Annotated in this window: 20 protein-coding genes; 14 read left to right on the top strand and 6 right to left on the bottom strand. The window is 60.0% G+C overall.

Annotation, left to right across the window (positions count from 1 at the left end):
* Nucleotides 1–127: 127 nt before the first annotated feature.
* Nucleotides 128–1,365, bottom strand: a protein-coding gene (locus ACLI1Q_RS04580) for an IS3 family transposase (protein WP_284853453.1) whose coding sequence is annotated in 2 segments (ribosomal slippage) — nt 128–1,038 and nt 1,038–1,365 — 1,239 coding nt in all. Because the reading frame shifts where the segments join, the coding sequence is not laid out codon by codon here.
* A gap of 85 nt (nt 1,366–1,450) precedes the next feature.
* On the opposite strand from ACLI1Q_RS04580, the gene ACLI1Q_RS04575 reads away from it, so the two are divergent.
* The 11 genes from ACLI1Q_RS04575 (at nt 1,451) to ACLI1Q_RS04525 (ending at nt 12,973) form a co-directional block, all read left to right on the top strand.
* Nucleotides 1,451–2,647, top strand: a complete 1,197-nt coding sequence (locus tag ACLI1Q_RS04575; protein WP_239269138.1) for an MFS transporter — start codon at nt 1,451–1,453, stop codon at nt 2,645–2,647.
* A gap of 69 nt (nt 2,648–2,716) precedes the next feature.
* Complete coding sequence (gene glmU, locus ACLI1Q_RS04570) at nt 2,717–4,162, top strand: bifunctional UDP-N-acetylglucosamine diphosphorylase/glucosamine-1-phosphate N-acetyltransferase GlmU (RefSeq protein WP_411697111.1); 1,446 nt, start codon at nt 2,717–2,719, stop codon at nt 4,160–4,162.
* A gap of 16 nt (nt 4,163–4,178) precedes the next feature.
* A complete protein-coding gene (locus tag ACLI1Q_RS04565) occupies nt 4,179–5,153 on the top strand; it encodes a ribose-phosphate diphosphokinase (protein ID WP_005279993.1) in 975 nt (324 codons plus the stop codon).
* 469 nt (nt 5,154–5,622) lie between these two features.
* Complete coding sequence (locus tag ACLI1Q_RS04560) at nt 5,623–6,282, top strand: 50S ribosomal protein L25/general stress protein Ctc (protein ID WP_239269139.1); 660 nt, start codon at nt 5,623–5,625, stop codon at nt 6,280–6,282.
* Between the two features lie 187 nt (nt 6,283–6,469).
* Entirely contained in the window at nt 6,470–7,003 is a 534-nt protein-coding gene (gene pth, locus ACLI1Q_RS04555) for an aminoacyl-tRNA hydrolase (RefSeq protein ID WP_239269140.1), read from the top strand.
* A gap of 5 nt (nt 7,004–7,008) precedes the next feature.
* On the top strand, nt 7,009–7,848 hold the full coding sequence (locus ACLI1Q_RS04550) for a fumarylacetoacetate hydrolase family protein (RefSeq protein WP_302518755.1): 840 nt from the start codon (nt 7,009–7,011) through the stop codon (nt 7,846–7,848).
* Between the two features lie 100 nt (nt 7,849–7,948).
* Nucleotides 7,949–8,824 carry a polyphosphate kinase 2 gene (ppk2, locus tag ACLI1Q_RS04545; protein WP_239269142.1) on the top strand — a complete coding sequence of 292 codons (876 nt, stop codon included), beginning with the start codon at nt 7,949–7,951 and terminating at the stop codon, nt 8,822–8,824.
* Between the two features lie 30 nt (nt 8,825–8,854).
* Complete coding sequence (locus ACLI1Q_RS04540; protein ID WP_239269143.1) at nt 8,855–10,033, top strand: sensor histidine kinase; 1,179 nt, start codon at nt 8,855–8,857, stop codon at nt 10,031–10,033.
* A complete protein-coding gene (locus ACLI1Q_RS04535; protein ID WP_239269144.1) occupies nt 10,026–10,685 on the top strand; it encodes a response regulator transcription factor in 660 nt (219 codons plus the stop codon). The genes ACLI1Q_RS04540 and ACLI1Q_RS04535 overlap by 8 nt, the downstream gene beginning before the upstream one ends.
* An 85-nt stretch (nt 10,686–10,770) precedes the next feature.
* The gene (locus ACLI1Q_RS04530; protein ID WP_239269145.1) at nt 10,771–11,484 is read left to right on the top strand and encodes an ATP-binding cassette domain-containing protein; all 714 of its coding nucleotides are present in this window, start codon (nt 10,771–10,773) and stop codon (nt 11,482–11,484) included.
* 91 nt (nt 11,485–11,575) lie between these two features.
* Nucleotides 11,576–12,973, top strand: coding sequence for a hypothetical protein (locus ACLI1Q_RS04525; protein ID WP_411697110.1), 1,398 nt, complete (start codon nt 11,576–11,578; stop codon nt 12,971–12,973).
* 46 nt (nt 12,974–13,019) lie between these two features.
* Here the strand turns inward: ACLI1Q_RS04525 and ACLI1Q_RS04520 are convergent, their stop codons facing one another.
* Together ACLI1Q_RS04520 and ACLI1Q_RS04515 are read right to left on the bottom strand one after the other, a co-directional pair.
* A complete protein-coding gene (locus ACLI1Q_RS04520) occupies nt 13,020–14,474 on the bottom strand; it encodes a glyceraldehyde-3-phosphate dehydrogenase (RefSeq protein WP_239269147.1) in 1,455 nt (484 codons plus the stop codon).
* Between the two features lie 63 nt (nt 14,475–14,537).
* Nucleotides 14,538–15,533 carry a nitronate monooxygenase gene (locus ACLI1Q_RS04515; RefSeq protein WP_239269148.1) on the bottom strand — a complete coding sequence of 332 codons (996 nt, stop codon included), beginning with the start codon at nt 15,531–15,533 and terminating at the stop codon, nt 14,538–14,540.
* A 35-nt stretch (nt 15,534–15,568) separates the two neighbouring features.
* On the opposite strand from ACLI1Q_RS04515, the gene pth (ACLI1Q_RS04510) reads away from it, so the two are divergent.
* Complete coding sequence (gene pth, locus ACLI1Q_RS04510; RefSeq protein WP_239269149.1) at nt 15,569–16,216, top strand: aminoacyl-tRNA hydrolase; 648 nt, start codon at nt 15,569–15,571, stop codon at nt 16,214–16,216.
* Here the strand turns inward: pth (ACLI1Q_RS04510) and ACLI1Q_RS04505 are convergent.
* Nucleotides 16,213–16,905 (bottom strand): potassium channel family protein, encoded by a 693-nt coding sequence (locus ACLI1Q_RS04505; RefSeq protein ID WP_239269150.1) that lies wholly within the window; start codon nt 16,903–16,905, stop codon nt 16,213–16,215. The genes pth (ACLI1Q_RS04510) and ACLI1Q_RS04505 overlap by 4 nt on opposite strands.
* On the bottom strand, nt 16,898–18,250 hold the full coding sequence (locus ACLI1Q_RS04500; protein ID WP_411697109.1) for a TrkH family potassium uptake protein: 1,353 nt from the start codon (nt 18,248–18,250) through the stop codon (nt 16,898–16,900). Before ACLI1Q_RS04500 ends, ACLI1Q_RS04505 begins: the two co-directional genes overlap by 8 nt.
* A 117-nt stretch (nt 18,251–18,367) precedes the next feature.
* On the opposite strand from ACLI1Q_RS04500, the gene ACLI1Q_RS04495 reads away from it, so the two are divergent.
* Nucleotides 18,368–19,204 carry an SDR family NAD(P)-dependent oxidoreductase gene (locus ACLI1Q_RS04495; protein WP_239269152.1) on the top strand — a complete coding sequence of 279 codons (837 nt, stop codon included), beginning with the start codon at nt 18,368–18,370 and terminating at the stop codon, nt 19,202–19,204.
* A 24-nt stretch (nt 19,205–19,228) separates the two neighbouring features.
* Nucleotides 19,229–20,863 (top strand): peptide chain release factor 3, encoded by a 1,635-nt coding sequence (locus tag ACLI1Q_RS04490; RefSeq protein WP_239269153.1) that lies wholly within the window; start codon nt 19,229–19,231, stop codon nt 20,861–20,863.
* A 16-nt stretch (nt 20,864–20,879) separates the two neighbouring features.
* On the opposite strand, the gene ACLI1Q_RS04485 is transcribed toward ACLI1Q_RS04490, so the two are convergent.
* On the bottom strand, nt 20,880–22,442 hold the full coding sequence (locus ACLI1Q_RS04485) for a TrkA C-terminal domain-containing protein (RefSeq protein WP_239269154.1): 1,563 nt from the start codon (nt 22,440–22,442) through the stop codon (nt 20,880–20,882).
* Between the last annotated feature and the right edge of the window lie 119 nt (nt 22,443–22,561).

Genomic DNA, 22,561 nt, shown 5'->3' with positions numbered 1-22,561 from the left:
CGCCCTTTCCAGGGGTAGGAAGCGAGTAAAGTTGATCGACGGTCTCTTCTGACCGGATTACAGTGTTATCCCGCTTTGTCTCGGTTATCTCGGGCCCGAACCCCGGAAAGTGGACACGGGGATTTAATCAAGATGCGATAGTAAGTGTAGCTGATCCGGCGGCTTCGAAGGCGTTCGGCGAGCGATAGCCGCACCACGAGTGCAAGCGCTTGGTGTTGTAGTGCGTGCACCACCGGAACACGTCCCGACGACATACGAGCTGACTTGGGAAAACGGACTCGTCCTGGAGGACTTCCCGTTTCAGCGTGGCGTTGAACGACTCCGCCAACGAGTTGTCCGCGCTCGTCCCGATTGCTCCCATCGACTGGGTGACACCGAATCGTTCACACAGCTTCCGGTATTGCCCAGAGGTATAGACGCTGCCATGATCGGAGTGAAAAATCGCCCCGTCAAGGTTGCCTCGGACCCCGTGGGCCATCGTGAGAGCTTCTTCGACCAACTCCGTGCGCATGTGGTCGGCGATCGCGAAACCGGTCAACTGCCGCGAATAGCAGTCGATGACGGTGGCCAGGTACATATTCGACCCGTCCGCGATCGGCAGGTACGTGATATCGCCGACGTAGATGGTGTTCGGTTTCTCCGCGGTGAACCGGCGTTTCAGCAGGTCGGGCAACTTCGGAGCCCGTTTCGCAGACACGGTGGTCTTCACCCGGCGTTTTTTGGTGTAGCCGAACAGGCCCATCTGGCGCATCAACCTGGCGGTGCGCTTGTGATTGAAAAGGTCGTCGTTGGCTGGATCGGAATTGATGGCCGCCGTCACGCGTTTCGCCCCGTAACAACCGTTCTCGGCCGTGAACACGGCCTTGATCCTCGCTCCCAGCACCGCGTCGTCAAGGACGCGTCGCCGGCGGGCAGGAGCAGCTGATTTCCATTTGTAATACGAGGACCGGTTGATCTTCAAAACCTCACATAACCGCTTGACCTCGTAGAGGCCTCGGTTGTCATCAACGAACCGGAAGCGGTTCACCAGTTCGTCTCTTCCGCGAAATATTTGGCCGCCTTGCGGAGAATCTCTCGTTCCTCCCGGAGCTTGGCGTTTTCGCGTTCCAGCACGCGGATGCGTTCGGCGTCGGAGAGTCCTTCAGCAGGCGTGCGTGCGCTGTTGGCTGCGGCAATGGGGCTGGCGACTTTTTCACCGTTGGCGTTGGTTTTGGTGCCGGTGCCGAAGGCGTCGAGCCAGGTGCGCAGGGAGTTGCGGTTGACCCCGAGATCGGAGGCGATCGCGTTGAGCGTTGCTCCGGGGGTCGACTCGTACAACGAGACTGCGTCGCGCTTGAACTGCTCGGTGTAGGTCTTGCGTGGCATGGTGGAAAGGTACCTCACTTCCCCAGCGAGATGCTGGTTTCAAGGTGTCCACCATCTGGGGGTCAGGTCCCTCGAAAGTTCTTTCATGTCTAACTCAAATGCTAGGTACTTCATCTGGTCCAATGGCCTGCAAAATTTAGGCGACCAGATCGTTGCTTCCAAAACGGTGCTGCCAGCGCTGTTTAATGCGGCAGGCGTCCCCGCCTTCTTTACCGGCCTGCTTACCCCTATCCGGGAATCTGGCTCCATGCTGCCGCAGGCCGCTCTTACCCCCTGGGTGACCACGCACCGCGCCCGCAAGCGCCTGTGGATGATCGGCTCGACCGGCCAAGCCATCTCCGCCGCCGTGATTGCCCTTGCCGCATTCTTTATCCGCGGCGCATGGCTGGGCGTGGTCGTGCTTCTCGCCCTGGCGGCGCTTTCCCTGTTCCGCGCGTTGTGTTCCATCGCCGGCAAGGACGTGCAGGCGCGCACGATTTCCAAGGGCCAGCGCGGCCGGGTCACCGGATCCGCAGCGGCCTTGGGCGGCGGGGCCACCCTGCTGGCCGGTGTCATCTTATTCCTCTTGGGGGATCTCACGATTTCCACTATGGGCATCGTTTTATTGGTCGGCGCTTCTACTTGGGGCATTGCCACGTGGGTATTTTCGCACGTGGAAGAGCCAGTGCCGGAGGGGGAACAAGAAGGCATCGATAAGAGCTGGTGGTCAGATACCTGGAAGCTTTTTACTGGCGATGCCCAGTTCCGCAACTTCGTCATCGTTCGCGCTCTGTTGCTGGTCTCGGCGCTTTCTACCGCATTTATCATACTGCTGCACGATGACCTTTCCGGCATCTACGGCTTCGTGCTTGCCTCCGGCCTGGCTTCGCTCGTAGGCGGGCGCGTTTCTGGCATATTTTCGGATAGATCCTCCAAGAACACTATGGCGGCTGGTGCGGCCATTTCCTCCGTCATCATTCTGCTCATCGTGGCTAGTTCCCACTGGGCCCCAGACTCCGTGAATGCTTGGGTCATGCCTCTCGGCTTCTTTGCTGTCAACCTCGCGCATACGGCAGTCCGCGTGGCCCGAAAGACCTACGTGGTGGATATGGCGGGCGGCGATAAAAGGACGCAGTACGTGGGTGCCGCGAATACAATGATGGGCATCATTTTGCTCATCATGGGTGGTATTTCCTCCGTCATTGCTCTCGCGGGACCAGAAGCGGCGTTGATTTTCTTGGCGCTCGTTGGCTTTATTGGAGTGTGGCGCGCGGGCAGCCTTAAGGAGGTTTCTCGCACATAGTTGAAATAGGGACTATAAGATGAAGCCCGAAGAACTAATCAAACTCAACCCCCAGGAGTTTTGTTGACCGTGGAAGCAACTATTCCAAGTGCCGTCGTCGTCCTCGCGGCGGGTGCCGGCACGCGCATGAAATCCACAAAGCAAAAGACTTTGCACGAAATTGGCGGTCGCACGCTGCTTGGACACGCGCTGCACGCCGCGGCGGGAATCAATCCGGACCATCTCGTGACCGTCGTGGGCCACCAGCGCGAGCAGGTCTCACCCGTCGTAGAAAAGATTTCGAATGAGCTAGACCGTGAGATCGTGCAGGCCGTGCAGGATGAACAGCGCGGTACCGGCCATGCCGTGTCCTGCGGGATTTCCCCGATTTCTGATTTCGAAGGCACCATCATCGTTACCAATGGTGACGTGCCGCTTTTGACCCCAGAAACCATCGAGGGGCTGCGCGATACCCACACCGCTCAAGGCAATGCGGTCACGGTGTTATCCATGCGCCTTGCAGATCCCACCGGTTATGGCCGCATCATTCGCGACACGGATGGGTCTGTGTCCGCCATCGTGGAGCACAAGGATGCCACCGAAGAACAGCGCCTGGTTGATGAGGTCAATTCCGGTGTTTTCGCTTTCGATGCGGCAGCATTGCGCGATGCCCTGACCAAGCTTGATACCAATAATGCGCAGGGCGAGCTGTACATTACCGATGTCCTCGAAATCGCCCGCACCGCCGGGCATGGCGTGGGTGCGCACGTGGCCGCGGATCCACAGGAACTAGCCGGCGTCAATGACCGCGTGCAGCTGGCCGCTGCCGGCCGCGAGCTCAACCGCCGCATGGTGGAAAAGGCCATGCGCGGTGGCGCCACCATCGTCGATCCAGAGACCACCTGGATCGGCGTTAATGTCACCATCGGCACCGATGTCACCATCCACCCCGGCACTCAGCTATGGGGTGCGACGAGCATCGCCGATAATGCCGAGATCGGCCCGGATTCCACGTTGACGAATATGCAGATTGGTACAGGCGCTTCCGTGGTCCGCACACACGGCAGCGATTCCGTCATCGGCGTCAACGCCAAGATTGGGCCTTTTACCTTTATTCGCCCGAATACCATCGTGGGCGAAGACGGCAAGCTCGGCGGCTTCGTGGAGGCGAAAAATGCCGAGCTCGGCCGCGGTACCAAGGTGCCGCACCTTACCTATATTGGTGATGCCACCGTGGGCGAGGAATCCAATATCGGTGCGTCCTCTGTCTTCGTCAATTACGACGGTGTGAACAAGCACCACACCACCATTGGCAGCCACGTGCGCACCGGCTCGGATACGATGTTTATCGCTCCAGTCAATGTCGGTGATGGCGCGTACTCCGGTGCGGGTACAGTAATTAAAGACGATGTTCCCGCGGGAGCACTCGCAGTCTCCGGTGGCAAACAGCGCAATATCGAAGGCTGGGTTGAAAAGAAGCGTCCGGGCACCCCAGCGGCAGAAGCCGCAGCCTGTGCACAGGACAACGAAAAGTAAAGGGGCATATTCTCCTATGACTGGTAAGGTAACTGGTAGTAGCAAAAACATGAAGCTCTTTTCTGGGCGCGCACACCCAGAATTGGCAGAGGCAGTGGCAAAGGAACTTAACACCGATTTGGTTCCTACCACCGCCCGGGACTTCGCCAATGGCGAGATCTTCATCCGCTTCGAAGAATCCGTGCGCGGCGCTGACTGCTTCGTCATGCAATCGCATTCCCAGCCGCTCAATAAGTGGCTGATGGAACAGCTCATCATGATCGATGCGTTGAAGCGTGGTTCCGCCAAGCGCATCACCGCGATCTTGCCGTTCTACCCATATGCGCGTCAGGATAAAAAGCACTTGGGCCGCGAGCCCATCTCCGCCCGCCTGGTCGCAGATCTCCTGCAGGCAGCCGGTGCGGACCGCATCGTCTCGGTGGACCTACACACGGACCAGATTCAGGGCTTCTTCGACGGCCCAGTGGATCACATGCACGCCCAGCCCATCTTGACGGACTACATCAAGTCCAAGTACGCCACCGATAACATCGCCGTCGTCTCCCCCGATGCCGGCCGCGTGAAGGTCGCCGAAAAGTGGGCCCACGACCTGGGCGATGCCCCGCTGGCCTTCGTGCACAAGACCCGCTCGAATACCGAGGCCAATAAGACGGTCTCCAACCGCGTTGTGGGCGAAGTTGAGGGCAAGGACTGCGTGCTTCTCGATGACATGATTGACACCGGTGGCACCATCGCCGGCGCCGTGCGCGTGCTCAAGGAAGCGGGCGCAAAGAAGGTCATCATCGCCTGTACCCACGGCGTATTCTCTGACCCCGCCCGCGAGCGCCTGTCCGAGTGCGGTGCCGAGGAAGTCATCACCACCGATACCCTGCCGCAGTCCACCGAAGGCTGGTCCAACCTCAAGGTCCTGTCCATCGCCCCACTGCTGGCTCGAACCATCCACGAGATCTTCGAAAACGGTTCTGTAACTACCCTTTTCGACCGCGCATAAGCGTTCCACCGATCGCACTACACCTCACACCCCGCCCTTCGCGCTCACCGTGAACGGCGGGGTGTCGGTGTTTTCCATCCCCGTGAGCGCCAAGGGCGTCGCAGGTATACGCAAGCACTACCGCACTACCGCCTGCCGTTCTCCCCACCCTCCCCTCGCGCTCACCGCGCAACCCGAGCTACAGTCATACGCGCCGCCGGTGAGCGCGAAGGGCGCGACGGGCGGGACGGGCGCGAAGGAAGACTAACGGGGCGGGTTTTGGTTTCATCGACCGAGAGATGCTAATCTAACTCAGTCTCGGCGAGGGCGACTCAAAAATTGGGAAGCCGTTATCGACGCGATTGAAGTTAGAGCATGTTGCTTTTATTGACGCCTGCGATGACTCGTCCAAGACGTTCATCGGCAGGCTTTCGTCGTTTTTATAACTTCGATAGCCTCGCCGCACTACACCGACAAAGGAGATTGCATCATGGCAGAGCGCCCAATCATTAAAGCAGAACCACGTACCGTCTTTGGCAAGGGCTACGCCCGCCGCCTGCGCCGCGACTGGAAAGTTCCCGGCGTAATCTACGGTAGCGACCAGGAGCCAGTACACTTCGCAGTGCCCCTGCTGGACATCCAGTCCCTCGTTCGCAACAACGGTGTCAACGCCGTTTTGGAGCTCGAGATCGAGGGTGAGCAGTACCTGACCATGGTCAAGAACGTTGACCAGAACGTGCTCACCATGGACATCGACCACGTTGACCTGCTGCTGATTAAGCGCGGCGAGAAGGTCGAGGTTGAGGTTCCGATTACCCTGACCGGCGAGTCCGCACCGGGCACCATGCACATCCAGGACGCAGACGTCCTCATGGTTGAGGCTGACGTACTGAGCATTCCGGAAGAGATCGAGCTGTCCATCGAGGGCCTCGAGGACGGCGAGGTCATCACCGCCGCCGACATCACCATGCCGGAAGGCACTACCCTGGTGGCAGACCCAGAGACCGTTATCCTCTCCATCTCCCTGCCTGAGGTTGACGAGGAGCTCGAAGAGGCCGCTGAGGCTGCTGAGGAAGGCGGAGCCGACGCTGGTGCCGACTCCGTCGACGAAGAGGGCGAGTCCTCCAAATCCGACGATTCCGAGGAGTAATTTCTCACCCCCTCAAGCACACATCGCCGTGAGCATTGCTGCTCACGGCGATGTCGTGGTTTTATAGATGGTTTTATAAATCTTGTCCGGCAAGTTCACGAATTCTGGGCTTACTACTCAAGTTCATATTCAGTGCCGCATAGGTTTGTATTTCCAATAGAATTTCAATCTATGCGACAATAATGCAGTGACTCCACTACTCGTAGTAGGCCTTGGCAATCCTGGCCCGAAATATTCCGGCACGCGGCACAACATCGGCTTCGACGTTGCGGATGAGCTCGCCGGTGAATTAATGAGCAGCTTTTCGGTGCATAAGAAGACGAATACCGAGGTCGCGGAAGGAATGCTATCCGGCCGCAAGGTCATCTGCGCTAAACCACGGTCCTTTATGAACCTGTCTGGTGGGCCGATCAAGGCACTCGCCCAGTACTTCCATCTGGCACCCGCAGATATTGTGGTGGTGCACGATGAATTAGAGCTCGACTTCGGGACCGTGAAATTGCGCCAAGGCGGTGGCGATCACGGGCACAACGGTCTGCGCTCTACTACGAAGTCGCTCGGTACTAAGGACTATCAGCGTCTTTCCATCGGCATCGGAAGGCCGCCAGGCCGGATGGATCCGTCATCGTTTGTGCTCAAGCCGTGGTCCAAGCAAGAAAAGGTGGAGATCCCCAGCCTCTGCGCTGACGCGGTAGCAGAAATAAGGAGTGCGCTAGACTAGCTGGCATGAAATTGGCTACTCTTCGCACCGCGTTCGGCACCTCCGCAATCCGCATTGAAGGCGATAATGTGGGTGTGGAGCTGGACTACGAAGACGTAGGGGCGCTGCTGCGCAGCGAAGATTGGCGCAAGGCCGCACAACTATCTGGCGAGCCGATAGTCTTTGATCAGCATGATTTAGAAGCAGTCGTCCCAACGCCAGGAAAAATCATCTGCGTAGGACTTAATTACGCCAAGCATATCCGGGAAATGGGCCGCGACTTTCCCGAGCACCCCACGCTGTTTATCAAGTTCGCCGATGCCCTGACCGGCCCCTTCGATGACGTCTATATCCCCGAATACGCTACCCAGAAGCTGGACTATGAGGGTGAGCTTGCGGTGGTCATCGGCGAGCGCACGCACCGCGTAACCCGCGCGGATGCACTAGATTACGTGGCGGGGTATGCCATCATGAATGATTACACCCTGCGCGATTTTCAGCGCCAGACCAGCCAATTCCACGCAGGCAAGTCTTTTTACCGCACCGCAGGCTTTGGACCTTGGCTCACTACCCCTGATGAATGGGCGCCAGGTGGTAACGCGCGCCTTACCACCACGGTTAATGGCGAGGTGCGCCAGCAGGACAATACTGATGACCTCATCTTTTCCATCGCTGGCCTCATCGAATTCTGCTCGCAGCTCTATCCCCTCAACCCCGGTGATGTCATCGTGACCGGTACGCCCGAAGGCGTTGGTTTTGCCCGCGACCCGCAACAATTCCTCCAGGATGGCGATACGGTAGCCATCGACGTCGAAGGGCTCGGCCATATTTCTAATACCACTCGCTACGGCGAGCCCGGCCTCTAAGCCTGCTGCATATACCCCGCACAAGCTGTGGCTGGGTTCTCACTCCAACGAGGGCACACCAGTTTTCTAGATAGTGCCACCAAGCCGTTAAGCTGGAAGAATGAGCACCAAAAGCAGCACATCCCCTAAGAAGCTGAATAAGAAGGCCTACGAAAAAGAGCTCGAGCGGTTGCAAGCAGAGCTCGTCGATATGCAACAGTGGGTTGTTGAGACCGGCGCCCGCGTGGTCATCATCATGGAAGGCCGCGACGCCGCCGGCAAGGGTTCTGCCATTAAGCGCATCACGCAGTACCTCAACCCCCGCACCTGCCGCATCGAGGCGCTTCCGGCCCCGAACTCGCGCGAACAGGGCCAGTGGTATTTCCAGCGCTACGTAGAAAAGCTGCCCACCAAGGGCGAAATCGTCATCTTTGACCGCTCCTGGTACAACCGCGCCGGCGTTGAGCGCGTCATGGGCTTTTGCACCGACCAAGAATACGTCCGCTTCTTGCACCAGGCTCCCACCTTTGAGCAGATGCTTGTGGAAGACGGCATTATCCTGCGCAAATACTGGTTCTCTGTCTCTGATGAAGAGCAGATTAAGCGCTTTGAATCCCGCCGCAATGATCCGCTGCGCCGCTGGAAGCTCTCCCCCATGGATCTCCAATCCATTACTCGCTGGGAGGATTATTCCCGCGCCAAGGATGCCATGTTCATCCACACCGATACCCCGACCGCACCGTGGTACACCGTGGAGTCCGAGGATAAAAAGCGCTCGCGCATCAACGTCATTTCGCACTTGCTCAATACCATCCCTTACGAGAAGATCGAGCGCGAGCTGCCGGAGATCCCACACCGTCCCGATTCCGATGGCAAGACCTACGAGCGCCCAGACCGCGAAGAGTTCCGCTACGTACCGGATGTAGCTGCCAAGCTAGAGGCCTCGTCTACAAAGAAGGATAAGAAGAAAGGCAAGAAGAAGGACAAAAAGAAGTAGTCCCCCGAAGGCGTACTACTATGTCCTGCTATGAGCACTGACACCGTCGCCAAAGCACGCTTGGGAGATAAAATCCTCACCGCGGCGGCAGCGCTCATGGCGCTGTTTTATCTCATCGGGGCTTGGGCGGCTCCAGGAGCTATCGAGCTCATCCAAGCAGCGCTTTCGCTTTTATTCTTGCCCTTCATCTGGGTCTGGCGTACCAAACCGGTACTCAGCGCAGCCGGCTTTATCGTCCTCCTTGGTGCGTGGGCCGCGGCGTGGATAAGCCAGCTACCAGCGAACCTCGGGGTCACTCCATGGGCAATGACCGCGCCGATGGCCGTCTACGCTACCTCCCGCTACGTGGAACGCCGCTCAATTCCCCGCGCGGTGCTTACCGCCGCGTTCTTGGGTTCCTTTATATCGCCTGCGATGTGGCGCATTGACCCCGAGTCCTTTCTCTTATCTTTCCAGCTCGATCGCCGCTACATCACTTTGCTGGTGGTACATTGGGCGGTGCTCGGCAGCGCCTATTTCATCGCCGCACGCTATTTTGATTTGGATAGGCAACGCGAGCGCTTAGCCCAAGAACGGTTCCACCAAGCGCAGGAGGAAGAGCGCTTACTCATCGCGCGGGAATTGCACGATGTCTTGGCCCACTCCCTCACCCTGATCAAGGTCCAAGCTAATGCCGGGATTATCGCCGCGCGCACTGATACCACCGCCGCAGAGGACACTTTGAAGAGCATTCGCGATGGTGCGGATTCCGCGCTGGAGGAAGTGCGCGGCATCGTCACGGCGCTACGCAGCACGGGGCCTGCGGCTTTAGAACCCGCGCACCAGCTCGAGCACGTACAGGGCATCATCGACGGTTTTCGCACCGCTGGCCTGGAGGTTGACGCGGAATTGCCTGCCTCCTACGAGGTTTCCGCGCTGACTCAGCTGGCCCTGGTGCGCATTATTTCTGAAGGGCTGACCAATGCCCTGCGCCACCAAGGCCCCGGCACGCATGTGCAGCTAAAGCTCACGCTTTCCGATGCCGCACGGGTCACCCTCACCTCCACCGCTTCTTCCCCGACTCCCAGTGAGGTATCCGGCAGCGGCGTGGGTTTGGTGGGAGTTAAGGAACGCGCCCAAGCCTTGGGCGGGCACTTAACCAGCAGTGGCGATGCCCAGAAATTTACACTGGCTGCGGAACTACCATTACACAAGGACAACCATGCCTAAGATTCGCGTCATGCTTGCAGACGATCAAGCGATGCTCGTCGCTGCCTTATCGACCATCTTGAACGCGCAGGAAGATATTGAGGTGGTGGCTACCGCAGCCTCCGGAGGCGACGCCGTCTCCTTGGCACTTCGCCACCGCATTGATGTGGCCATTTTGGATATACGCATGCCTGGCATGGATGGAATCGCCGCAGCCCAAGCCATTCTCTCCCGCACCCCTGACTGCCGGATCATCATGCTCACCACGTTCAATGAAGAGGATCTGGTATCTCAATCTATTGCCGCGGGGGCGCATGGATTCTTGCTAAAAGATGCGGATCCAGAGGTGCTGGTAGAAGCCGTACGCGACGTTGCTAAGGGAGAGTCTGTCCTCGCCTCCCAGGTAACGGGCCCTGTTTTAGAGGGCTACCGCAAGGCGCTAACGCACAGCCAGCTTAGTCCGCACGAGCGCCAAGGACTTAGCCTAGTTACTCGGCGCGAGATGGAGGTTCTCTCGCTCATCGCGCGCGGTGCCACGAATCGCGAGATTGCCGGCCACATGTCTATCGCAGATACCACGGTAAAAACGCATGTCTCTGCGCTGATGTCCAAGCTAGCTGCACGCGACCGCGTGGCTTTGGTGCTGCTGGCGCACAAAGCTGGCATTGCTTAGCCTCCTACTGTGGTAGGACTACCCCGGCGCGAAGACCGTCTCGCAGGCGGAAGATTTCGATAGTTGCGCAGCTCATACTTTTGGTATGAGCTATGAGGTTGCTTTCGAACACATCACAAAGTCTTTTGGTTCCCAGGCAGTGCTGCGGGATATCAGTTTTCAGGTCTTACCTGGCCGCGTGCACGCTGTGCTCGGGAGAAATGGCGCCGGCAAGTCCACCTTGTTTTCCATTTTCCTCGGTCTGCTACCCGCCGATTCGGGAACGGTGCGCGTGGCCGGAAAACCATGGTCGCGGGAAGTTCTCGACCATGTTGGCGCCTCGGTTAACGGGCCGGCTTTCTATGGCCACCTGTCCGCCACGGATAACCTCCGCGTGCATACCCGTCTGCTCGGATTGCCCGATACTGAAATCGACCGTGTCTTGCACATTGCTGGTCTAGCCGGGGCTGGTTCTAAGAAGGCAAAGTCTTTTTCCACTGGGATGAAAGCCCGTTTGGCCTTAGCTCAGGCCTTGCTCGGCGATCCGGAAATCTTATTGCTAGATGAGCCGCAAAATGGACTCGATCCACAGGGCATCGCGGAGCTGCGAAAGCTCCTCCAGCAGCTCGCCGCCGCTGGCCATACCGTCGTGGTCAGCTCCCATCAACTCGGTGAGGTCCTTCACCTAGCCCACGACATCACTATCCTGTCCCAAGGCACCATCCGGTATTCCGGCTCCCTGCAGGAACTGGCCCCCAGCGGTGAACTGGAAGCCGAATTCTTCCGCCTGACTTCTGCAGATGGTGAGACCGATGAGTAACCAGTATCGACGGTATCTCTCAGCAGAACTATTGCGTTGCCGCGGCAGCGCCCTGCAGTGGTTACCCTTGCTCGCCCTGCCCCTAGTGATAATGACGGTATTCTTTTCTGCGTTCGCCTCCTCCGCTGAGGACGCTACCGGGGTTCTTGGCTGGCAGTCCATGTTTATCACCGGGATGTACGCGCCGCTCATTGCGCTTTTTGCTGGCGTTCCAGAGCGCCGCGAGGTGCTCAGCCGCGGCGGCGGCACCCTATGGCGCCGGATTCATCCTCGCTACGAGCACGCCTCCCGTTTCTTCATCGTCGTGGCAAGCCTCGCAGTCTTTCACCTTCTTAATTTCGGTCTGTCCTGGGCTGCGGTTGCAGCGCAAGGGCGTGCAGACCACCAGCTGCTTCTCATCACTGGGGCTTATTCTTTCCTCGGAGCCATCGGCATCGCAGGGCTTGCGACCGCATGCGCCCGCAGGCTGGGCTTTGCCGTCACGCTTATCCTCGCGGTTATCTGGCAGGTCATTAGTGTGCTTCCTCGCGTTGTCGAAGGGCAGCTATGGTGGGCCTTCCCACCCGCGTGGCCGCTGCGGTTACTGTTGCCTGCGCTACGTATCCACCAAAATTCGGTTCCGCTCGATCCTGGCGATCCACTCCTGCTGGAAAGTCCGCTTCCTGCACTGGCGTTATGCCTCATCCTCGCTGTAGCGGGGGCTTTGACCGCGACTATGCCGCCTCGGCGAGTACGTCCGCTTTCCCGACGCCGCCGCGTGGCGATATCCACGGTCAGTACCGTCGCCACTCCGGCTCAGGGATGGCAGCCTGCGGCTGTCCCTCGTGCCGCTGCCCGCTCGCGCCGTGCCGATGCGCTGCGTGGCTTTCACCGGGCCATAATGACGCCAGTGGTCATTACGTGCTTGGTATTAAGCGCCTTAGCGCTGATCTTTATTGCCCTTATCTATCCACCACGTTATGTGCAGGGATTCTACGTATTTTTGCTTCTCCCTGTGGGTGCCGGTGTACTTCCTGTACTGGTCTGGCCGGGGTTCTCGGGCGCGTGGCCGATTGTTTATACAGAATCTCGCCACTGCTCTACTGCCCTTCTCCTGTGGTTACTGGGCATCATCGCAGCGGTGTGCACTTGTGCTTCGGTCGCGATTATCTTTGCCGGTGAAACCACCCTAGCTGTGCTCGCCCAACTGCCGCTGGCCATCGGCGTCGGGTACGTCCTCGCGGCGGTGTCGCTCATCGTCATCATCCGCTTTGGTATCTGGAGTTCGCTTGCTCTCACCATCATCGGCACCATTGTCTCCGTGACGGTAGGCGGCGATGTCCTCGCGAAGACTATCCTTTGGCTCATTGCCTTCCCAGCCTGGCCGATGAATGCGGATTCTCCCGACCGCTACGCCGCTGCGGCAATGATGACTCTGCTTTTCGCCGCCATTACTTCTTGGGCCGCCAAGCGGTTGCTGCGCACACGGGCACTTCGCCCCACCGCTTAAATAACTAAGGCCCGCAGGGACTCCGCGGGCCTTAAACTATGCAAGCTTAAAGCTCAGAGGGAGATACGCGCTTGGGCAGGACCACCGGGCGGGCATTAGAAAGCCCCTCCACCACGCGGATGACCTGGTTGGAGTAACCGAACTCGTTGTCGTACCAGACGTAGAGCACCAGGTGCTTGCCGGAAGCGATGGTGGCGATGCCATCGACGATGCCGGCATTAGTATTGCCCACGAAGTCGCTAGAGACGACCTCTGGGGAGGCGATGTAGGAAATCTGCTGGCGCAGATCAGAGTGCAGGGAGACGTTACGCAAGAAGTCATTGACCTCATCGCGGTCGACCTCTTGCTCCAGCTCCAAGTTAAGCACCGCCATGGACACATCCGGGGTAGGAACGCGGATGGCGTTACCGGTCAGCTTGCCTTCGAACTCCGGCAGAGCCTTGGCCACAGCCTTGGCGGCACCGGTGGCGGCAAGCACCATGTTCAGGCCAGCGGCGCGGCCGCGGCGCTCGCCCTTGTGGTAGTTATCAATGAGGTTTTGGTCATTGGTAAACGAGTGCGCGGTTTCCACGTGGCCGTGGGCCACGCCGTAGCGGTCATTGATCACCTTGAGCACCGGGGTAATGCCGTTGGTGGTGCACGATGCGGCGGAGAGGATCTTATCGTCATCGGTAATGGCGGAATCGTTGATGCCAAAGACGATGTTTTTGATATCGCCCTTGCCCGGCGCGGTCAGCAGCACGCGGGCCACGCCCTTGGCCTCTAGGTGCTGGGACAGGCCTTCCTTATCGCGCCAAACACCGGTGTTATCCACCAGCACGGCGTTGTTGATGCCGTATTCGGTGTAATCGATCGTGGCTGGGTCGTTGGCGTAGATCATCTGGATCTTGGTGCCATTGGCCCAGATAACCTGTTCTTCCTCGTCCACGCTGATGGTGCCGTTGAAGGCGCCGTGGACGGAATCGCGGCGCAGGAGGCTGGCGCGCTTGATAATGTCCCCTTCGCCCTTATTGCGCACCACAATCGCGCGCAGGCGCACGCCGCCGTAAGCGGCCTCGCGGGCAACAAGGATGCGGGCAAGGAGGCGGCCGATGCGGCCAAAGCCGTACAGCACGACATCGGTTGGGTCGATATCCTCGCCGGCACCGACGATTTCCGTGAGTTCATCTTCGAGGTAGCGGCGCAGGTCTTCTTCGCCTGACTCTTCAAAGCCCAGGAGGAGGCGTCCGACGTCGATGGACGCGGAGCTTAGGTTCATATCCGCTAACTCGGACAGGATGGGCAGGGTTTCTGCCGTGGAGAGCTGGCGCTGGGCAATGCGGCGTCCGTAGCGGTGGGACTTGATGATGTCGATATCGGTCTGCCCCACCAGCGGGCGGCCGAAGATGGTGGCGACGACGTTGTTATTGCGGTGCAGTTGGTGGATGAGGGGAATCATCTGTTGCGCCAATTCGAGGCGCTCGTTCCAGTCATCATGTCCAATATGTGCGTTCGCAGTCACGAGGCTCCATCCATTTCTATTTCGGGGGTGGCTAGAAATCTTCGCCCCAAATTTTAGCGTGTATCAGTGTTTGTTTTGGCATAGGGAGTCCAGAATGTCTGCGACACTACCCCCGCGGATTTTGGCGGCCGGCTCACCTACGAGGCAGTAGGCTACGGCGTCATCGTGCTGCGCTCGGCGTTCCTTGAGCACGGAATTAAGCATGGGATATACCGGAGGTACATCGGGGTGGGCGCGGGTGTAGTCGGTCTCTAAACCGCGGGCATGGCGCCCCGAAAAGGCGCGGGTGGAGACGGTGGCCCCGCCGCGCTGGAGAAGCTTACGGTTGTAGTCACTGGTTCCGGCTTCTTTACTCAGCAAAAAGGCAGAGCCGCACGACGCGGCGGCCACGCCGGGCAGGCTTAAAACCTGGGTTACCTCTCCTGCCGTGCGCAACCCGCCTGCGGCAATCAGCGAGATGTTTGGTGCGACCGTGTGGACGGCTTCGTGGACGGCGGCGATGAGATCTGGCAGAGGTCGATCATCGGGAAGCGCGGTGCGGTCCCACGTGCCGCGGTGCCCGCCGGCATAAGGGCCCTGTACGCACAGCGCGTCCACTCCCAGTTTGGCGGCGGCGCGGGCCTCATCGGGTGTGGTGACGGTGGTCCAAGCCTCGGCACCCGCGGCGTGGATGCGGGCAAGCTGCGCTGCATCAAAGGTGCCGAACATGGACCACACGACGCGCGCGCCGCCCTGCAACGCCAGCTCGAGCTTGTCGCGGAAGCCGAAGGAATAATCGGGATCCGGTAGCGAGGTGCCTTCGGCCGCGGCCAGGTCCGCGGCGGCGGCCAACTGCTCAGGAGTTAACGGATCCTGCGGGCAAAACAGGTTCGCCCCAAAGGGGATGCCGGCGCAGGCATCAATCTGGCTGCGGGCAGAATCCACGCTGGCAGACCCAAGCCCCAAGGTGCCAAAGGAGCCCGCCGCATGCGCGGCGCGCACCAGATCCACGGTGGTAGGCCCGCCCGCCATGGGCGCTGGCATTACGGTTCGGCGCAAAGATTGAATAACCTTGCTCATAGGAAACCACTGTACCAAGCTAGAAAGGCGCATTCGTGGCAGCTTTGACAGATATTATTGCCCGGATTTTCGGCGGTCCCTCGCCAGCGCAGCAGGGGCTGGATCCGTCCGAGTTAGAGGCAGACTGGCTCATTGTTGGCCTGGGCAATCCCGGCGCGAAGTACGCCGCCACGCGCCATAACGTGGGCTATATGGCCGTCGATGATGTGCTTGCCCAAGGCGGCGACGTGCTCGAGCCGGTGCGCGGGATGGACCTCGAGGTGGCCCCGCTGCGCTGGGGTGATACCCGCGCGCTGGCGGTGCGCACGACGACGTTTATGAACCTCTCCGGCGATCCGATTGCCCCGCTGGCGCAGGCTTTGGGCATTGCGGCAGACCACATCATCGTCATCCACGATGAGCTCGATCTGCCGGCCAATAAGATTCGTCTGAAGCAGGGTGGCAATGAAAATGGGCACAACGGGCTGAAGTCGCTCACGCACAACCTGGGCACGCGGGACTATGTGCGCGTGCGCATTGGCATCGCGCGCCCGCCCAAGGGCTCGTCGGTTCCGGATTATGTCTTAGCGCCTGTCGATGCCGGCCCCGGCTTCGATACCGCCATCGCCACCGCCGCCGAAGCTGCCCAGCTCATCGCCACGCAAGGGCTCGTACAAGCCCAAAACCGCATTCACTCACGCTAGGACTGGGAAAATTTCTCCAGCGCCTGCGGGCTGCCGGCGGCGACGATGAAGTCAGTGGGGGCGAGCTGGGTGGCATCGGCAAGCGGGGCCCAAGCACCCTCTGCCTGGCAGACCGAGACCAACTGCACGTGGTAGGTGCGCCAAACCTCGCCCAGATCGAGCGGGCGGCCTGTGACCGAGGAGGGCGCGGCCATCTGCGTCACGCCGTAGTACGGGGCGATCTCAGCAAAGTCGCGGAAGCGCCCGCCCAAGAGGTAGGCCACGCGGCGGCCTGTGTCCCGCTCCGGGCGGATGACGTGGTGGGCGCCAATCTGGCGCAGGATGCGCTCGTGGGCCTCCGAATTCGCCTTGGCCCAAATATCCTTGACCCCCAGCTCCACCAGGTTAGACACAGTGAGGATGGAGGCCTCCAGGTGCGAGCCAATGCCCACGATGACCCGCTCCACCTCGTCGATGCCCAGCTGGCGCAACGCCGCCGGATCGGTGGTATCGGCCGAGATGGCCTCGGTTAAATGCGGCGCTCGTTCGCGCACGATTTTCTCATCGGAATCGATACCGAGAACCTCTACCCCATGGCCCATGAGCTCGCTTGCCAGGGAACAACCAAACCGCCCCAAGCCAATGACGACGACCGGGGCGATGTCGAGGGTGGCGCGGGAGCGGCCCAACGCCTTAAAAATGCTAGCCAATGAAGGGCCTTTCTTCGGGGTAGCTGTAGCGGCGGCTTAAATTCTTTGCCGCCAGCGCTGCTACCAGGGTGGTTGGGCCAACGCGGCCCAGGTACATGATGAAGCACAGCACGATTTGTGAGGGTGCGGACAAGCTGGCGGTAATCCCAGTGGATAGGCCCACTGTGGCGAAGGCGGACATGACCTCGAAGGAGACCTGATCGCCGCTAAATTGCGGATCGAAAAAGCGCAGCGCCGCCACACCGAGGGTCACCACCAGCACGCCGGCGAAGCTCAATGCTAGCGCCTGCCGGGTAACGCTGTGGGGAAGGCTGCGGTGGTAGATCGAGGTCTTTTCCTTGCCCAAGAACTCCGCGGCCATGACGGCTAGCAGCACGCACGCGGTGGTGACCTTGATGCCGCCGGCGGTACCGGCAGAGCCGCCGCCGATGAACATCAACGTATCGGTGCCCATGAGCGTTACCGGGTGAACCTCACCGTAGTCGAAGGTATTAAATCCGGCCGTGCGCGGGGAGACGCTGGCAAAGAACGCGTTGAGGATTTTCTCGCCCCACGACATCGGCGCCAGCACGCCATTCCACTCCGTCAAAGCGAAAAATATCGTGCCGACTACAAGTAGCACGCCGGTGGCCGCCAAGGTCATGCGCGCCGTGATAGAAATGCGGCGCGTCGCCTCCGACCCGCGACGCACGTGGCGCACCAATTCCGCCCAGACCGGAAAACCCAGCCCGCCGCCGATGACCGCCCCGGCCAGCGGCAAGAGGATCCAGGCATCGCCCACAAAGGGCACGAGATTATCGCTATTGGTGCTAAACCCAGCGTTATTAAAGGCCGAGATGGCGTTGAAGATGCCCTCCCATAACGCCCGCGGGAAGGAATGCCCGTAGCCCACCATAAGCCGCGCGGTGACCGCCGCGGCGATAATGCTTTCTACCACCGCGGTAAAGGCGAAGGTAAAAATCAGGGTGCGGCGGATGCCACCGGCGAGGATGGGCCGGCTTTCATAGGCGCCGGTCTTGCGGGCCTTAAAACTAATCCGGCCGGTCAAAAGCAGGCCGGATAGCGAGGCCAGCGACATAATCCCCAAACCACCCAGTTGGATCAGGGCCAAGATGACGACCTGCCCGGCCGGGCTCCAGAAGCTGCCGGTATCGACCACGACCAGGCCGGTCAGTGAGACCGCGGAGGTCGCGGTAAAAAGGGCAGATAAAAACGAGGCGCGGGAATCTCCGGCCTCGGCGAACGGCAGTAAGAGCAGAACCGTTCCTATCAAGATGAGCAGTAGAAACCCGGTGGCGGTTAGCCGCGCTGGTCCCCACTGCCGCAGAAAAAGCAGGCGCTTCACAAGCCGGAAGTATAGACCTGTCCAGCCCCAAGCGGAACTGCTAGGCGGCCCCCAGTGGACAAATATCACGAACGAATGTCGCGGACGGATATCACGTCCGCGGCTAAAATCGGGCCTATGACTTCGCCGTACTCCGCAGCTAGGACCATCGTGATTACCGGGGCATCGTCAGGCATTGGTGCCGCGGCCGCCCGGCAAATTCACCGCACCCGCCCGCAGGATAACCTCGTCATCATCGGCCGCAATCCGGACAAGACCAAGGCCGTTGCTCAGGAAGTAGGCGGGCAGTATTTCCTCGCCGATTTCGAATCGCTGGCCCAGGTCCGCCAGCTGGCCGATGATCTGCAACAACTGGAGCGCATCGATGCCTTGGGCAATAATGGCGGCGGCATTTTCGATGGCCCCACCATGACCGCCGATGGTTTCGAGCGCACGTGGCAAGTCAACGTCGTCGCGCCGTTCCTGCTGACGTCGCTGCTGCAAGAAAAGCTGCGCGATAGTAACGCCACCGTGGTCAACACGGCGTCGTTAGCTAATATGCTGATCTCGAATTTCGATCCGGCAGATCCCAATACGCTGGAGCATTTCAGCCCAGAGCGCGCATACGGCAATGCCAAGCTGGCGGATATCTTGCTCGCCAGGTTTATCGATGCCCACGGCATCAACGCGGTGTCCTTTCACCCGGGCGTTTTAGCCACCGAGTTTGGCAAGTCCTCCAAGGGGCTTACGGGCAAGGTGTACTCCGGGGTCATCGGCAAAGCCTTTGGCACCGCAGAGGCCGGCGGCGAGAACTTGGCCTACTTCCTCACCGGCACCGAGGGCATCCATTTCCAGTCCGGGGAATATTACAATAATAGGCGTTCGCTGGGCCTGCAGCGCCCGATTGCGAAGAACACCTCCGTGGCCCACCGCGTCTTTGAGGATCTGGGCCGCCGCCTCAATGTGGAGTGGTAGCGCGCAAGCACTAGACTATGGCGCATGAGTTCTGTCGCTTTTGAGGCCTCGCGCCGCCGCACGTTCGCCGTTATCGCCCACCCGGATGCCGGTAAGTCCACGCTGACGGAGGCGCTGGCGCTGCACGCGCACGTGATTAATGAGGCCGGCGCGGTCCACGGCAAGGGCAACCGCAAGTCCACCGTGTCTGACTGGATGGACATGGAGAAAAACCGCGGTATCTCCGTGGCCTCGTCCGCGCTGCAGTTTGAATACGCCCCAGAGGGACACGAGGGCGAGCCTTATATGATCAACCTGGTTGATACCCCAGGTCACGCGGACTTTTCGGAGGATACCTACCGCGTGCTTACCGCGGTAGATGCCGCAGTGATGCTTATCGATGCCGCCAAGGGCCTCGAGCCACAGACCCTCAAGCTCTTCCGCGTCTGTAAGGCGCGCGGGCTGCCCATCGTCACGGTGATCAACAAGTGGGACCGCGTGGGCCGCGAGCCGCTCGAGCTCGTTGATGAGATCGTGAACGAAATCCAGCTGCAGCCCACCCCGCTGTACTGGCCAGTGGGCATCGCGGGCGATTTCCGCGGCCTAGCCCACATCAACGACGACGGCGAGGCCGATAATTACATCCACTTCATCCGCACCGCTGGTGGTTCCACCATCGCACCGGAGGAACACTACGATCCGGCGGCTGCAGAAGAAAAGGAAGAGGATGTGTGGGAAACCACGGTGGAAGAAGCCGAGCTGCTTGCAGCCGATGGCGCCCTGCACGATCAAGAGCTCTTTGAGCAGTGCGTGACTTCCCCACTCATCTTCGCCTCGGCCATGTTGAACTTCGGCGTCCACCAAATCCTGGATACCCTGTGCGCTATCGCCCCGGCCCCGCATTCCCGCGAATCCGATCCCAAGGCCGTGGAAGCGGCCACCAGCGCCATCGATGAGGTGCGCGAGGTCGCCGATGACTTTTCCGGCGTCGTCTTCAAGGTGCAGGCGGGCATGGACCAAAAGCACCGCGATAACCTGGCGTTTATGCGCGTGGTCTCCGGCGAATTCGAGCGCGGCATGCAGGTCAACCACGCCCAATCCGGGCGCAGCTTTTCCACCAAGTATGCGCTGACGGTCTTTGGCCGCACCCGCGATACCGTGGATACCGCTTACCCGGGCGATATCGTTGGCCTCGTCAACGCGGGCGCGCTGGCGCCCGGCGACACCATCTACTCCGGCAAAAAGGTGCAGTTTAAGCCCATGCCCCAATTCGCCCCGGAGGCCTTCCGCATCCTGCGCGCGAAATCGCTGGGCAAGTACAAGGCCTTCCGCAAGGGCTTGGAGCAGCTCTCGGCCGAGGGCGTGGTGCAGATCCTGCGCAACGATGAGCGCGGCGATGCCTCCCCGGTCATGGCTGCGGTCGGCCCCATGCAGTTCGAGGTCATGCAGGCCCGCATGGAATTCGAGTACAACGTCGAAACCGTCACCGAGCCCATCCCCTACTCCGTGGCGCGGCGCACCGATGCCGAATCCGCACCGGAGCTCGGCCGCCAGCGCGGCGTGGAGATCTTCACCCGCCAGGACGGCGAGCTCATCGCCCTCTTTGGCGATAAATGGAAGCTCGCCTTCATTGAAAAGGAACACCCAGAGCTCACCATGGAGACGTTGGTCGCGGATTAATAGAGCGGCTGCCCCGTCAGAGCAGCATGACGGGGATGACCAGGATCTTCATGAACTGCGCCACCACAATGGTGGAGGCATAGCCGGTAAGGATGCGGGAATCCGAGCTGGCGCCCGTGGCGTAATTGACCACCGCAGGCTGGCCAAAAAGCCCGGAAATGCCGCCTGAGGTGCGGGTTTCGGATTGCCCCATAAAGCGGCTGGCCACCGCGAAAATCCCGATGATGATAACGGCGATGATCGCGGCCAGCACCATGGACTTTAGCCCCATCCAGGAAAAGGCGGTGGAGACAAAGGCCTCTCCGGAGGACAGGCCCACCGAGGCCAAGAAGATGGCAAGGCCCCACTGCTGGAATGCCGTATTGATCGGGGAGGGAATCTGCCACGGAATGCGGCTGGTGCGGTGCAGGGCGCCAAGGACTAGGCCGGTGATGAGTGGGCCCAGCGCGAAACCGAGCTCGAAGGACGCGCCACCGGGCAGCGGGACGACGATGAGCGAAATGAGGTAGCCAATGGTCAGCCCACCGCCGAGTGCTACCCAGTTAAGCTGCGAGTATGCGGTCACGGAATCGCCAAAGTAATCGCGGACATCGCCCAGGCGGTCATGCTTGACCACGATCTCTAGGTCATCGCCAGATTCCAAGTGAGTCTCGTTGGTGGCAAGGAATTCCTCATCGCCGCGGCGCACCCGCACGATACGCGCGCCGTAGCGCGAAAAGAGGTTGAGCTCCTTGACCTTACGGCCCTCGATATCCCCGTTGGAGATGGCCACGGTCTCATTGACCAGGCGCTTATCCACAAACGGGGTTTGGGGCTGGCGCTTTCCCAGGGCATCGGTAAGCTCCTTGGCCTTTGCCTTGGTCACCAGTACGCGCAGGACATCACCGCGGTGCAGCTCCGGATTATCGCCTGGCACGTCGATATCGCGGCCGCGGCGGATGGTGGCAATGATGAAATGATCCGCGAATTTCTCGCGCAGCTCAGCATAGGAAATATCGCGGGTAACCTTAATCATCCGCGAGCGGAAAATCTTCTCCGCCGAGTGGTCTTGGTCGTTCTGTGCGGGCCAGCTATGCCGCAGGACGAATGCCACAAGGAGGATGGCCACGGCCACGCCGACCGGGTAAGCCAAGGAGTATCCCACGGCGGGCAGTTCCTCGCCGGATTGCTGCTGGGCCACGGCGAGCGATGCCGTGGACGTCGTCGCGCCAGAGAATACGCCGGTTACCGCCAGTGGCGATAGCCCCATGAGGCTGCCGATGCCCAGCGCTGCGGCCGCCGCGGCTATTACCGCCACCGTGGCGAGCAGCATGTGTTTTAGCTGGGTGGAAAAGCCCTTGAAGAAGGCCTCGCCGGCAGAGAGCCCCTGCATATAGATAAAGAGGCCCAAGCCCAGCTCCTGCAAGGAACTGAGGATATTGTCATCCAGATCAATAAAGGATCCGAAGGCTAAGCCGACAAAAAGGGTACCCGCCGCGCCGAAGCGCAGCGGGCCAAAGGGAATCATGCCAAGTAGCGTGCCGAGCACGATCATGAAGAAGATGCTCAGCCAAATATGGCCATCAAAAATCGCTAACACGCTGTGCAATCTTAGGAGCTTGGCGCGATTTAGCTAGCTGATAATGCTTGGCGCTTTGCACCGAATACCGCCATTAGTGCAGCGCACACGGTTATTATTCCTGATGCCGCCAAGAACCA

Source organism: Corynebacterium limaceinasi, assembly GCF_046717465.1.
Taxonomy (GTDB): domain Bacteria; phylum Actinomycetota; class Actinomycetes; order Mycobacteriales; family Mycobacteriaceae; genus Corynebacterium.
Note: the sequence above shows the minus strand (reverse complement) of the source record. Positions and strands in the feature narration are given on the sequence as shown.

What these genes read in the sequence shown, in the direction of transcription:
- ACLI1Q_RS04560 (WP_239269139.1), top strand. Translation starts at nt 5,623, where the DNA reads ATGGCAGAGCGCCCAATCATTAAAGCAGAACCACGTACCGTCTTTGGC.
- ACLI1Q_RS04550 (WP_302518755.1), top strand. Translation starts at nt 7,009, where the DNA reads ATGAAATTGGCTACTCTTCGCACCGCGTTCGGCACCTCCGCAATCCGC.
- ACLI1Q_RS04515 (WP_239269148.1), bottom strand. Translation starts at nt 15,533, where the DNA reads ATGAGCAAGGTTATTCAATCTTTGCGCCGAACCGTAATGCCAGCGCCC.
- ACLI1Q_RS04540 (WP_239269143.1), top strand. Translation starts at nt 8,855, where the DNA reads ATGAGCACTGACACCGTCGCCAAAGCACGCTTGGGAGATAAAATCCTC.
- ACLI1Q_RS04495 (WP_239269152.1), top strand. Translation starts at nt 18,368, where the DNA reads ATGACTTCGCCGTACTCCGCAGCTAGGACCATCGTGATTACCGGGGCA.
- ACLI1Q_RS04575 (WP_239269138.1), top strand. Translation starts at nt 1,451, where the DNA reads ATGTCTAACTCAAATGCTAGGTACTTCATCTGGTCCAATGGCCTGCAA.
- ppk2 (WP_239269142.1), top strand. Translation starts at nt 7,949, where the DNA reads ATGAGCACCAAAAGCAGCACATCCCCTAAGAAGCTGAATAAGAAGGCC.
- ACLI1Q_RS04525 (WP_411697110.1), top strand. Translation starts at nt 11,576, where the DNA reads ATGACGGTATTCTTTTCTGCGTTCGCCTCCTCCGCTGAGGACGCTACC.
- ACLI1Q_RS04565 (WP_005279993.1), top strand. Translation starts at nt 4,179, where the DNA reads ATGACTGGTAAGGTAACTGGTAGTAGCAAAAACATGAAGCTCTTTTCT.
- ACLI1Q_RS04490 (WP_239269153.1), top strand. Translation starts at nt 19,229, where the DNA reads ATGAGTTCTGTCGCTTTTGAGGCCTCGCGCCGCCGCACGTTCGCCGTT.
- ACLI1Q_RS04535 (WP_239269144.1), top strand. Translation starts at nt 10,026, where the DNA reads ATGCCTAAGATTCGCGTCATGCTTGCAGACGATCAAGCGATGCTCGTC.
- ACLI1Q_RS04530 (WP_239269145.1), top strand. Translation starts at nt 10,771, where the DNA reads ATGAGCTATGAGGTTGCTTTCGAACACATCACAAAGTCTTTTGGTTCC.